Source organism: Rhodopirellula sp. SH410 (assembly GCF_055811895.1).
In genome coordinates, this window is sequence record NZ_CM147949.1 from 4,786,871 (window position 1) to 4,799,816 (window position 12,946).

The following is a 12,946-nucleotide window of genomic DNA, read 5'->3' on the forward strand; positions in this document are numbered from 1 at the left end:
GTTCTCGTTGGAAGGTGATCAGTTATTTCAAATCAGTCGTTGGAAGCGCGGCGTAGCCTTGCCCAGCGATGGTATTGGATTAAGTCAACGTGCTTCGTTACAAAACTGACGTGACCGTCGCCCCACAAAAAGTTGGCGCCGCCGGGGTGCCGACTCGAAAAATCGGCTTCATCGGCCAGTGGGTTGTTAATGCCTTCGAGTGCCGAGCCGACAATTCGAGCGGCGGCGTCCTCGCCTCGCAGACTGACACCGAACCAGGTCGATGGCACTTGCGCCATCGTCCGCTCGCCCACGATGATCGTATTGGAAAGGCCCCGCTGGAAATCGCGAAACAAGGTTGTGCGATTCTCCAGAAAGGTGCCGTCGCCTAAGGGTGCCGGAATGGAGTCGTCGGCCTCGATCGTTCCGAACATTCCGACGTAGTTCGCTGTCGGGAGTTGGACCAGCATCGCTGGTTCAGCGTCGATCTGTTTCCCCGTCTCTTCCCCATCACCACCAAGTTCGCTGCCGGCAAACAAGCGAAATGTCGGTTCGGCGATGTCGGAGGGACACAGTAAAATCTCCAGCGTCGTATCTCGCGCGAGCTGGTGTGCGGGATCGTCTATCGTTTTGGTGTCGTCGATCCGCTCCGCCAACGCGGGTTGCCCAAGATAGGGCAACAACGCCACCGACCATCCATAGGCTGAACGATTCGATGGGTCAAACTTCCATCCCATCGGCAAGTGCTGCATCGCGTGATGGTGACTGTGCAGCGCCAAACCGACTTGTCGAAGGTGGTTAACACACTGGATTCGCCTCGCTGATTCACGTGCGGCGCCAATCGCCGGCAGCAACATTGCAGCCAACACAGCGATGATGGAGATCGTGACGAGTAGTTCAAAAATCGTGAACCCACCGCGCCAGTGGCTTCCGCAAATTGGTCGTGTCATTGCATTATGTCGAGCCATGCGAGTCCTTTCTCATGGAATGTTTCACGGAGTATACGAAGGACTTAGTTATTCCGCCAGTCCATCTTCGACAATGTCTCACGCGGATCGCATGCCGGTTTTGCGAGGAATCTCGGTTCGTGGAACTCGTGTCGGTGGGCGAAGCGATCGCGGTCCTCGACGCATGGAGTAGGCCAGCCGTTCTGCGTTGGCACGGCGATTGCGTTTGACCGGTTTCGTATTCGCATCCGACCGGAGCCGCACCTATGATCCTGCATTCTATCGCTCGTGACCCCCATCAAGATGCCATCTCGGATGGCATCTTGCAGGCTGTCGGCCAGACTCCGCTGGTCCGTTTAAGGCGTCTGCTTGGCGAGAAATCGATTGATCTGCTGGTCAAGCTCGAGTCAGCCAACCCCGGCGGGAGTGCGAAAGACCGGCCCGCAATGCATATGTTGGAAGCCGCTCTTCAACGTGGCGACGTCCACGGCGGTTCGACCGTGATCGAATCGTCTTCAGGCAATATGGGGATCGGCTTGGCGCAAGCGTGCCGCTACCACGGTCTAAAATTTGTCTGTGTGGTCGATCCGCGAGCACAACGACAGAATCTCGACATCATCGAAGCCTTGGGGGGGCGGATCGAACTGGTTCGCCAGCCATTGGGGGGCGATTTTCTGGCAGCGCGCATCGCGAGAGTGCGGCAACTTCTTATCGACACGCCGCAAAGCTATTGGCCGAACCAGTACGCCAATCTCGACAACCCGCGGGCTCATTACCAAGGGACCATTCGCGAGATCGACGAGTCGTTGAATGGCGATTTTGACGTGCTCTTCGTCGCGACCAGCAGCACGGGTACGGCGCAAGGGTGCCGCGACTATCTACGGGAGTTGCGTCGTGATGTCGAAGTTGTGGCGGTTGATTCGGTGGGCAGCGTGCTGTTCGGTGGCGTTGCGGGGCCCCGGATGATTCCGGGTCTCGGGGCAGGCAACGAACCTCCACTTGCTGCCGGGCAGATGTTTGACCACGTCGCCCGCGTCACCGACTTGGATTGCGTGGTCGGTTGCCGACGCGCGGCGCAGCGTGAAGCGTTACTCGTGGGCGGATCGGCAGGTGGCGTCCTCACGACGGTTCAACGTATGGAACCTCAACTTGCCGGCAAACGCTGCGTTGCGGTCCTGCATGATTCGGGGACTCGCTACCTGGAAACGGTGTTCAATGATGCTTGGGTTGAGGCGACGCTCGGATGTGACTCCGAAATGCTGGCAGAATTGGTCGGCAGCGAAGTCTCAGAGACTCAGGTAGGGGCCGAGGTATGACAAATCGGGGGCTCGCGAAGAAACTCCGGATCGCAATCATTGGTTGCGGACCACGCGGCCTGCAGTGCCTCGAAGCAATTTCGCGTCATCTGTCGGGTGAACAATTGCGAATGGTCAGCGTGACCGTTTTCGAGCCCGCCGACGTGCTCGGTGCCGGCCGCGTTTATGATCCCGGCCAATCGCAAGCGTTGCGAATGAACTTCGCAACGCAGTACATTGATTTCTGGAAAGCGAGCGCGGACCACAAGACGGCTCAATCGTCTGCCCTGCTCGGCTGGCTTTCCTCGCGGTACCCTGAACTCGCCGAGACGGATCAGTACATTCCTCGAGCGATCGTCGGCGAATACTTGCGGGACTGCTATGAAGACGTGCGATCGCGATATGAGGATGTCGGCGGGCTGACCGTTGAGCGTTCTTTGGTGCAAGGCATCGCATGGAAGGAACCTGAGTTCACTGTGACGACGGAGTCCGGTAGCTTTCCGTTTGACCGCGTTGTCGTAACGACGGGGCACGAAGGACTTCGAGGCTCACCCATATTGCCAACCGATGGGGCGGTCGTTCCCGCTTTGCCTACCGAACCATATCTTTCACGATCCAGTGTGCCACCGGGCAGTCGCGTGCTGGTGCGTGGTTTCGGGCTGACGGCGATCGATGCGATTATTTCGCTCACCGAAGCACGCGGCGGGCGATTCATCGAAGATCGCTTCTTGCCGCGCTATGTCACCTCTCACGCGGAGCCCTTGAGGATCGACGTGCGGTCTCGTTCGGGGCGTCCGATGTTGGCGAAACCCACCGCCAAGGTCGAACCGATTCAAGACTCGTTTTGGGATCCATTTCGTGCACGGCTGAAGGTCCTGATGGCCGAACATGGAGGACTCAACTTTCAACGTGACATCTGGCCCGTGATTACCGATGCCGCAGCGAGCGTCTTGATTCACAGCGGAACCGAATCGACCCGGCGAGACGTTGAGGGCTGGTTTCGAGGATGGTCTCAATGCGAAATGGATGGCGACGCAGCGAAGCGTGCGATGATCCAATCGTATGCCGCTGCGACCGGGCGGCGTCCTATCGATATTCCATTCGCATTGGGCGATGCATGGCGTCGATTGTATCCCGATTGGGTGCGCCTGGTCAGCCATGGCGGATTGACTGCTGCGTCGTGGAAATCGTTCGCGATAACCGCTCGAGAAATGGAACGCATCGCGTTCGGACCGCCGGCCCAAAGTGTCGCTCGATTATTGAGACTCGTTCGCGTTGGATTGGTGACGATCGGTATCGAGGGCGATGAAAAACAGGATGAACAGGAGCCTGGCTACGATGTGGTCGTCAACGCTGTCATCGCTGGCCCGCACGAACACGACCAGCATGGGCCATTGCGGTCACTGATCGAAGAAGGCCGCGTCGAAGTCGATCCCGTCAGTGGCGGAGTGACCGTTGATGCCAATGGGCATGCATACGGAACAACGAGTGGATTAGCTATCTTCGGCCGGGCCACCGAAGGCTGGATCGTCGGCAACGATACGCTGTCTCGCACGCTGCATGATCACATCGAAAACTGGGCATGCTCGCTTCAAAGCACCATTCAGGCGAATATCGAAAATGAGTTATCCGGCACTACCACAACATCGCGTCTCAACTCTCGGTGCGAAACGCATGTTAGCCAGCGATCTTGATCAGGTTCCAATTAACGATCCCGAATCGTTGCGAAGTGGGTGCGCCGGTTCGCTGCCGTTGCACGCACGGGTTGAACCCTGGATGGAGCGTCTGATCCGGGAAGGTCCGCTTGCCGAATTGGTTGCGGAGCACGGATCTCCGCTCAACCTCATCAACGTTTCGCCGATGCGCCGAAACATCGTCGAGCTAAATCAGACCGTCGAAAATCGGGGCATTGATTTTCGCGTTTTCTTTGCTCGAAAGTCAAACAAGTGTTTGGCCTTTGTCGACGAAGCAATGCAGGCGGACGCGGGCGTTGACACGGCAAGCGAGAATGAGATTCGGCAATGCATTGAGCGTGGCCTTGATCCGGCGCGAATCATCTGCACGGCGGCGGTCAAAAGTGAATCGCTCATCGAGCTCTGCCTCCGTCATCGCGTTTGTATCGTTAACGACAATGATGACGAACTGCAGCTCGTCGCTGCCTCGGCGACTCGAATGGGATGCGTGGCGTTGATCGCTTTACGGATCGGCGGTTTTTACCACCAGGGGAACAAACTCACTACGCGGTTCGGCTTTGATGTGGATCGTGATGCCGATGTTGTTGATCGCTTGTCTCCTTTACCCCTGAACGTCGTGGGGATTCACTTTCATCTGGACGGCTACGACGCGAGTCAACGAGTGAGTGCCATTGGTGAGTCGCTCGTCTGGGTCGAACGTCTGCGAGCGGCGGGACAGCGGCCGAGTTTTGTTGACATTGGAGGCGGATTCCCGATCAGCTACCTCGAATGGGAGCAGCAGTGGACGGATTTTTGGCGTGAGCATGAACGAGCGCTACTTGGCGAGCGTGATCCGATCACCTATCGAAATCAGGGCTTGGGACGGGTGGTTGTCGAGGGGCGAGTTCACGGTGTTCCCAACAGCTATCCATACTTCCAAACACCGACTCGCAGCACTTGGTTTGCTTCCATCCTGGACGCCGATGTCAACGGATGCTGCGTTGCCGAGGCCATTCGAGCGTCAGGCGTGCAACTCCGCTGTGAACCTGGCCGCAGTCTGGTGGACGGTTGCGGAATGACCGTCGCGCGGGTTGAATTTCGCAAGCAGAACGCCGATGGCGATTGGCTCGTCGGCTTGTCCATGAATCGCACTCAGTGTCGAACGTCCAGCGACGACTTCTTGGTCGACCCGATCGTGGTGCCGAGTACGACCGGCAAGGATGTTCCCATGACCGGGTACCTTGTTGGCGCGTACTGCACGGAATCGGAATTGTTGTCGCTGCGGCGATTGCATTTCCCGTATGGAATCCAACGCGGTGACTTGGTGGTCTACCCCAACACGGCCGGTTACCTGATGCACTTTTTAGAAAGTCGGTCGCACCAGTTTCCACTGGCCAAGAATATGATCGTAAGCGGTCCCGACCCTGATTTTGTACTCGATCCGATCGATGAGGAAATGGGATCGCGGAATGACCCGTTTACGTCTGCTGGGTTTCGCTAAGCACCCTCGCGGAATCGTTCTCGTTTCACCGTTTGGTCGTCGGACCGCCGCTCGATTTCCCGTCCATCGCACGAACTGTGTAATTCTCCTCGTGTAGCGTTTAATGCGGTACGTGTTTTGCGGTACCAAAGATGTCCGTTGCCGAGCCGCATTCCACCGAGTAGGCGGCAATGACACAACCTAAATCCAAGCAAGTGCACCATTAATCATGAATCAAATCCAAGTCGGAAGCAGAATCGTCTATCAAGTCGAGGCGCCAACAACCTTCCTGTTTAACATTTCGGTCGCTCAAAATGAGCATCAGCCGATCGTTCAGGAATCGTTCCTTGTTGAGCCGTTCCATAGGATCGAAGAATGTACAGTCAGTCCGCTTGGCAACCGTTTGGTTCGGCTGTCCGTTCCGACGGGGGATCTCACGATTCGGTACGACGCGACGGTCAACTTGGACGTCGATCAAGTGGACGCGACGGCTGTGGGGGAGACGCCCTATGAGCGGTTGTCCGCGGATGCGTTGACATACCTCAATCCGAGCCGGTACTGCGAATCGGACGAGCTGCTCGACTTTGCGATGGATCACTTCGGGACCCTGCTGCCCGGTTACTCACGTGTGACGGCGATCTGCAATTGGACGTACCGCGAATTGTCCTACACGCCTGGCAGCACCGGTCCCACAACGACTGCCCTCGACGTACTCAACCAAAAAAGTGGCGTGTGCCGTGACTTTGCACATGTCGGGATTAGCCTCTGCCGAGCCATGGGCATTCCTGCTCGCTACGTCGCGGGATATGCCGTCAACCTGAACCCGCCCGACTTTCACGGTTGCTTTGAGGCGTATCTGGATGGTCGTTGGTTTTTATTCGACGCCACACGACTCGCCCCCGTCGGCGGCTTCGTACGTATCGGAACGGGGCGTGACGCCGCCGACGTGGCGTTCAGTACCATCCGTGGTCGTGCGACGAATGTCGAGATGGAAGTTTGGGCGCAGGAACAACAACCCGATGACGAGCTGCTCGACCCAGCCAACGTTGAAACGGCGGTCAGCTCCGCATGACATTCTGCATCGGCATCAAAGTCCGCGAGGGGATCGTGGCGCTCGCAGACACGCGAATCGTTCGTGGCAGTGAGCAATCCAACAAGCAGAAACTCGCCGAGTTCCAGCACAATGGGCAAAGCCTGTTCACGATGACCAGTGGCCTGCGTTCGGTCCGCGACAAAGCGATTACCTACCTGGACGAATCGCTCCGTGCCGACTCCGGTGATGTTCAGCGTCTCTACCAACTCGTCAATCGGTTCGGCGAACAACTCCGACGCGTCAAAGCCGAAGACGGAGAGGCACTCCAATCGACCAACCACAAATTCAATTCGCATGCAATCATTGGCGGCCGATTGTTCGGCGACGTCGCTCCACAGCTGTTCTACGTTTACCCGGAAGGAAACTGGATCGAAGCGGCCGAGGACGCTCCCTACTTCGTGATCGGACGAACCTATTACGGCAAGCCCATCCTCGACCGGCTCTTGACGTACGAGACCCCGCTGCGATCGGCGATCAGTTTGGCTTTGCTCGCCTTCGACGCGACTCGAACCAGCGTCACCGACGTCGATTATCCGATTGATATTGCCGTGCTTTCGAACCAAGCAACCGTACCGAGATTCCGGCGATATAACGAAGCTGACTTAGCGACGACGACGGCTTGGTGGTCGACCACTCTCACCGACGCACTGAATCGACTGCCAATGCAATGGGCGAACGATCTGTTGGTTGATTAGCGTTCGAGGGTGTCCTGTGTTTCGCCGTAGGGTTGCATCTGAGTGGGAATGAGCCGCTCGTCAACGATTCCTTTTAGGCATTGGTTCTCAGCGATCGGGGGGCGCGGCGGTATGCTTTGAGGGCAACGCACACCCTATTTTCCGTGCACCCAGCCTCACGTTTCTTTGGACGATTGGACCGCGGGGATCCGTCTTCGGTTTTTTGGGGCGCGTCGCAGGCTGAGCGAGCGATTTCATGGGAACGGGCGGCCATGGCGAAATCTGCGGTAACCCCAGCAAGTTGCAGCTTGCCAACCCGAGGGGTACGATTGCCCTTGCCCGGTCGAGCAGCATGCTACTCGGGCTGTGTCAGTCACTGCCCTTTTTGGACTTCCGAGCCATGTTTCAGCGTTTCGCAACCGGTTTTCACTTAGCCAAGCAGAGTTGGGGCGTACTCAAGACCGACAAGCATCTGTTGCTGTTTCCGCTGTTATCGGGGATCTGCTGCTTGTTCGTCTTGGCGAGCTTTGCAGTGCCGCTGGTCCTCACCGGAGAATTCGAGCAGATCGCCCAGTCCGGTGGAGAGCCAGCGGCGGGCGCGGACGGTGATGCAGTGAGTCCCCAGAATAATCCGATTTACTGGATCGGTTTGTTCCTGTTTTACTTTGCCAACTACTTCGTGATCGTATTTTTCAATAGCGCCCTGATCGCCTGCGCGGTGAAGCGATTTCATGGAGAGCGAGCGACGATTGGCGAAGGGCTCTCGGCGTCGATGGCACGCTTGCCTCAAATCGCTGGTTGGGCGCTGGTCAGCGCCACCGTTGGGATCGCATTGCGTTTCATCGAAAGTCGTAGCGAGCGGATAGGCCAGTTTGTTGTCGGACTGCTGGGCATGGGCTGGTCCGCGATCACGTTCTTTGTCGTGCCCGTGCTCGTCATCGAGCGAGTCGGCCCAATTGACGCGGTCAAGCGTTCGACACAAATCTTGAAGAGCTCATGGGGTGAGGCACTTGCTGGGAACAGCAGCATCGGCTTCTTTAGCTTTCTCGCGATGCTGCCCTGCGTCGCCGTCATTGTTGCCGGCGTGTTTGCGATGGGAAACGAGATGGCCGCACTGGGTGTCATGTTGATGGTTCTGGGGGCGATCGGACTGCTCCTCGTCTCCCTGATTTCAAGCGCTCTCTCGGCGATTATCCAAGCGGCTGTCTACATGTATGGTGCCAGTGGTGAGGCCCCAGCGGCGTTCGAGTCGTCGACATTGCGATCCGCGTTCGCACGCACCTGATCGGCCTTTTTCGGGCCGACAGGTTATGCGTTGCGGTCGCGCCCCGGACCAACGACCTGCTCAATCCTGTGGGGGCCAATAGCACCGGCAGCCGTCCGCCATCATGTGGCGGACGCCGGAGTCCTACAGCCCGAATACCCCGGATCGCTCGGGCTGAAACGACAGGTTTTCGACTCGCTTTCGAGTCTCGTGATTTAAGACATGCAGCGTCAGGCTTTCACCGACGCGGCGTCCGAATACCTCGGTACCCAGCGGCGACAGAATGGAGAGTTTCCCTTCGGCAATGCACGCTTCGTCGGGGTACACCAACGTGAAGGTGTCCGCCTCATTGCGATCTAAATCGAACAGTTTCACCGTCGAATTCATGGTCACGATGTCAGGCAGCATTTCGCGGGAATCGACAACAGTGGCCTGCTCCAGCTTGCTGCTCAGTTTGATCAAGTGCGCACGATCGGTCCCGATCGTTTCGACAACGTTGCTGTCGAGCAATGTTTGTAGACGCTGAAGATCGGTTCGAGTTACGGCGAAGATTCGTGATGTCATGATTGATATTGGTTTGTGAGTGGATCTCGATAAAGATCCGAAATTTGACTTCGGGACGTTTTTGGCAGAACCTCGATGGGCGAGCCGAGAAGGGGGCGCAGTCGAGAGTCGCCTCACGGCGCCCGACCATCGCATCACCCAACCCCATTCGCTCGACAGCGAGATCTACTGGTTCTGCGATCGATCGGTTCACCAACCGCTAGGGAACGAGCGGAAAATAAGTGGCCGAACGCTCCGCGGTCGGAACGGTCGACCGCGGAGCGTTCGACCACAATTTCAGACAGTAATTCACCGCTCGTTCCTAAACGATTGTGCGCAGTAGAATGGCGAGAGCAAACAGCAGGATCAAAATAATCTGACCAAGCAACATCTCCCGAGACGTGTGCACAACGTTTGGTTGATCGACACTGTGCTCAACTTCGAGCGCGCTTGCGACTTGGTGTTCCGGGTTTCGCATCAACATGGCTGGAACTCCTTTGAGTGGGAAACAGAGAGTTGCGTTATGTTGTGAGTATTGCAACGCAACGACTGTGCCAGGAGATCATGTTGGCCGCGAATCGCCGAAATCACGGGGTTTCGAGCTGTCTCACGCGGCGATTGGAACGCCGAAACGTCAATCTGTGTTTCCTGCGTCAACTCAGGGTGACGCTATTTGGCGGTGGAAACGGCCCAGAAATATACGAGTATCCGTTGCTGAGCACTGGCTTTCGCCCTTGCTCAAATGCCGGTGAGCGTTAAAATTCTATCAGGTTTCGGTAGTGTTGCCGCCTTCTCTTTGTCATCTTCGACCGGTGTCCGCCTAAGTGAATTCAATGTTGGAAGTCACGCGATCTTTAAAACGAAACAAGATGATTTGCATCATCATGCTTACGTTTTTTTCGTTAGCCAGCATGGGGATCACGACAACGGCAGCACGCGGCACGATTGGCAGCGAAGTTGAAGTTGAAACGAAAACTCAAGGGTTGCAGGAAATATTGCCCAGTTCCGCGGCCAGACGCGTTCGTTTCCGCAGGCTGAACACACTTGCTCCGCCGACGGTTGCGGTGCTGGATCCGCATTTCAAATTTTCGGCCCTGAGCACCCATCGTCTGCCGGTTGTCGGGCATCGACTTGCCAACGGTTTTCTTGCGCCTATTCGCTGTTAGGCAGCGCTCGGTTTTCCTCTTGAAACCGAGTCATGACGCTAAGTCATGAGCCGGGGCGATGTAGCGATTTTCCGCCGTCTTTTTGATGAAGCACGGGATCTAGCCCGACTGCGTTCACCTTTTGTACCGGCGTTCGTGCGCGCCCTCAGGTTCCATCACGCGATTGCGTAATGTCTCGATATTGGCTGGGCGTGAGTGCGTTTGGACTTCGCTCTGCTCTTGCGCCGAGAGGACTGATTGACTGACCGATTGAGTCACGCCCCCAGCACGCCGTTCGCTGTTGCGCACTACGTCGCAGCTCGATGGCGCTACCACTTCCGACTTTCCTGACACCGATGGACCATCAATGCCTCAACAAACTTCCATGTTTTCAACATCAACTATTTTTCGCGATCTCGTAGCGGGGCTCGTCGTTTTCCTGGTAGCGTTACCGCTCTGCTTAGGCATCGCGTTAGCCTCTGGGGCAGACCTGTTTTCGGGTTTGATCTCCGGGGTCGTGGGCGGGTTGGTTGTCGCCGCGATCAGCGGTTCGCACACCAGTGTCAGCGGCCCGGCAGCGGGCTTGACCGCGATTGTCGCCGCCCAGATCGCGATGCTTGGCTCCTTTGAAGCGTTTCTGTTGGCCGTTGTGATTGCGGGTTTCATTCAAATTGGGTTTGGGATCGCTCGCGGCGGTGCTCTTTCGGCGTTCTTCCCGTCGAGCGTCATCAAAGGGCTGCTGGTTGCGATCGGAATCATCTTGATCATGAAACAAATTCCGCATATTTTCGGCCACGATGCGGACCCGGAAGGTGATATGTCTTTCATCCAGCCCAATCAGGAGACGACGTTCTCTGAGCTGTGGTCGCTTGTCGCTGGCAATATCCACCTCGGCGCGACGGTAATTGGTTTGCTTTCAGTCGCCCTTTTGCTCGCCTGGGATCGTTTCGCGGTTCTGAAGAAATCACTTGTCCCGGCGCCGCTGTTGGTTGTCGTGCTTGGCGTCGGCATGAGTATGCTCTTCGGCGGTATGGGGCCAGACTGGGCAATCGGCGGCAGCCATTTGGTACAGATTCCGGTCGCCAGCAGTGTTTCGGAGTTCATTGGTTTTCTGCGGCTTCCTGATTTTTCACAGGTGGTCAATCCCGCGATCTACATTGCAGCATTCACGATCGCGATCGTGGCATCCCTTGAAACGCTGCTGAACTTGGAGGCCGTCGACAAGTTGGACCCCGCCAAACGCAATTCGCCGGCAAGCCGTGAGTTGGTGGCACAAGGCTGCGGAAACTTGGTCTGCGGGATGATTGGTGGTTTGCCGGTCACCTCGGTGGTCGTTCGTGGTAGTGTCAATGTTGGAGCCGGTGCGAAGACAAAGATGGCGGCGATCTTTCATGGTGCCTTGATTCTGTTGAGCATCGCGATGTTGCCTCAGATCATGAACCGGATTCCCCTGTCGGCCCTGGCGGCAATCCTGCTCGTTACGGGTTTCAAGTTGGCGAGTCCGAAGCTGTTCAAGCAAATGTGGGACGAGGGCCGCTACCAATTCCTGCCCTTTATCATCACGGTTGTCGCGATCGTGATGACCGATTTGCTGGTCGGGATCATGATCGGATTGGCGATCAGCGTGGTGTTTATCTTGAACAGTAACCTGCGTCGACCGATTCGTAGAATTCTGGAAACGCATTTGGGCGGAGATTTGACCCGCGTCGAGTTGGCCAATCAAGTCAGCTTCTTGAATCGCGCCGCGATTGACCGCGCCCTGAACGAAGCGAAGCCCGGCAGCCAACTGTTGATCGACGCGACGGATTCGGATTACATCGATCCGGATGTGTTGAGCTTGATCCGCGATTTCAAAGACGAAGTGGCTCCGGCGCGAAATATTGCCGTTAGCTTAAAAGGGTTTCGGGCTGGTTATCAATTGCAGGACCAGATTGAGTTTGCGGACTTTTCCAGTCGTGAACTTCAGGATCGGATGACCGCGGATCAGGTCTGCGAGATTCTGCGGGCCGGCAATCGCCGCTTTGTCGACGGTACGCGGCTGAACCGTGACCTCGGCCGTCAGGTTGATGCCACTGCCGCCGGCCAAAACCCGTTGGCAGCGGTGCTCAGTTGCATCGACTCGCGAGTGCCCGCGGAGCTTGTGTTCGACCTTGGCGTCGGAGAAATTTTCAGCGTGCGTGTGGCCGGAAACGTTGTGGGGACCAAGTCGCTTGGCAGCCTTGAGTATGCCGTCGGCGTTGCCGGTGTTAAACTACTGGTCGTCCTCGGGCATACACGCTGCGGTGCAGTCACGTCGTCAGTCAAGTTGACCTCCGAAGGCGTTGACGCGATGTCAGCAACGGGTTGCCAGCACCTGCAATCGATCGTTGACGAGATTGCACCGAGCATGCCAGATATTCACACGCGAGATCTCACGAAGTTGACGACGGAGGAATTCGAGGTTTTTGTGGACGAAGTTGCGAAATCCAATGTGCAACACACAGCGGATCAAATCTTGTCGCGGAGCGACGTTATTCGCAAAGCCGTCGACGATGGACGTGCGAAGGTGGTGGGTGCGATGTACGACGTGAAATCGGGCAAGATTACCTTCCTGGGCGATGAAGATCAGCATGTGAGCGGTCCAGTCACCTTGAAGGGCACTGACGAGCTTCAGGAAATCAGTTGAGCCCGTTGGCATCGGCTTTGCATAGCTTCTCAGGTGCCCCCCAACCTCATCAATGGAGTGCTTACCATGGCGTTCGCGCTCTCGTTCAACTTTAGCGGTATCCGATACCGCTCGGTGAAAGACGTGGAATCGAAACGTCCGGTGAAGTTCACTGGCCAGGACGACCTGCGAAATCCTTTCGACGGTTC

The 12,946-nt window shown here is 56.8% G+C and carries 11 protein-coding genes; 8 read left to right on the forward strand and 3 right to left on the reverse strand.

Annotation, left to right across the window (positions count from 1 at the left end; all coding sequences use genetic code 11):
- Positions 1 to 32: 32 nt before the first annotated feature.
- Positions 33 to 929, reverse strand: coding sequence for a DUF1559 family PulG-like putative transporter (locus SH410x_RS17540; protein ID WP_473669370.1), 897 nt, complete (start codon positions 927 to 929; stop codon positions 33 to 35).
- 263 nt (positions 930 to 1,192) lie between these two features.
- Here SH410x_RS17540 and sbnA point away from each other — a divergent pair, with 263 nt between their 5' ends.
- The 6 genes from sbnA to SH410x_RS17570 all read left to right on the forward strand — a co-directional run bounded on the left by sbnA (position 1,193) and on the right by SH410x_RS17570 (position 8,426).
- Entirely contained in the window at positions 1,193 to 2,242 is a 1,050-nt protein-coding gene (gene sbnA, locus SH410x_RS17545; protein ID WP_473669372.1) for a 2,3-diaminopropionate biosynthesis protein SbnA, read from the forward strand.
- Positions 2,239 to 3,915: an FAD/NAD(P)-binding protein gene (locus SH410x_RS17550; protein ID WP_473669374.1), complete on the forward strand. Its 1,677-nt coding sequence runs from the start codon at positions 2,239 to 2,241 to the stop codon at positions 3,913 to 3,915. Before sbnA ends, SH410x_RS17550 begins: the two co-directional genes overlap by 4 nt.
- A complete protein-coding gene (locus tag SH410x_RS17555; RefSeq protein WP_473669376.1) occupies positions 3,896 to 5,395 on the forward strand; it encodes a Y4yA family PLP-dependent enzyme in 1,500 nt (499 codons plus the stop codon). The genes SH410x_RS17550 and SH410x_RS17555 overlap by 20 nt, the downstream gene beginning before the upstream one ends.
- 208 nt (positions 5,396 to 5,603) lie before the next feature.
- Positions 5,604 to 6,446, forward strand: coding sequence for a transglutaminase-like domain-containing protein (locus SH410x_RS17560; protein WP_473669378.1), 843 nt, complete (start codon positions 5,604 to 5,606; stop codon positions 6,444 to 6,446).
- A complete protein-coding gene (locus tag SH410x_RS17565; RefSeq protein WP_473669380.1) occupies positions 6,443 to 7,162 on the forward strand; it encodes a proteasome-type protease in 720 nt (239 codons plus the stop codon). Before SH410x_RS17560 ends, SH410x_RS17565 begins: the two co-directional genes overlap by 4 nt.
- Before the next feature lie 379 nt (positions 7,163 to 7,541).
- Entirely contained in the window at positions 7,542 to 8,426 is an 885-nt protein-coding gene (locus SH410x_RS17570) for a DUF6159 family protein (RefSeq protein WP_473669382.1), read from the forward strand.
- Between the two features lie 123 nt (positions 8,427 to 8,549).
- Here the strand turns inward: SH410x_RS17570 and SH410x_RS17575 are convergent, their stop codons facing one another.
- On the reverse strand, positions 8,550 to 8,969 hold the full coding sequence (locus SH410x_RS17575) for a GreA/GreB family elongation factor (RefSeq protein ID WP_473669384.1): 420 nt from the start codon (positions 8,967 to 8,969) through the stop codon (positions 8,550 to 8,552).
- 301 nt (positions 8,970 to 9,270) lie between these two features.
- Positions 9,271 to 9,432 carry a hypothetical protein gene (locus SH410x_RS17580; RefSeq protein ID WP_473669386.1) on the reverse strand — a complete coding sequence of 54 codons (162 nt, stop codon included), beginning with the start codon at positions 9,430 to 9,432 and terminating at the stop codon, positions 9,271 to 9,273.
- A 400-nt stretch (positions 9,433 to 9,832) separates the two neighbouring features.
- On the opposite strand from SH410x_RS17580, the gene SH410x_RS17585 reads away from it, so the two are divergent.
- Together SH410x_RS17585 and SH410x_RS17590 are read left to right on the forward strand one after the other, a co-directional pair.
- Entirely contained in the window at positions 9,833 to 10,114 is a 282-nt protein-coding gene (locus SH410x_RS17585; protein WP_473669388.1) for a hypothetical protein, read from the forward strand.
- Positions 10,115 to 10,460: 346 nt separating this feature from the next.
- The gene (locus SH410x_RS17590) at positions 10,461 to 12,758 is read left to right on the forward strand and encodes a SulP family inorganic anion transporter (RefSeq protein WP_473669390.1); all 2,298 of its coding nucleotides are present in this window, start codon (positions 10,461 to 10,463) and stop codon (positions 12,756 to 12,758) included.
- Positions 12,759 to 12,946 lie beyond the last annotated feature (188 nt).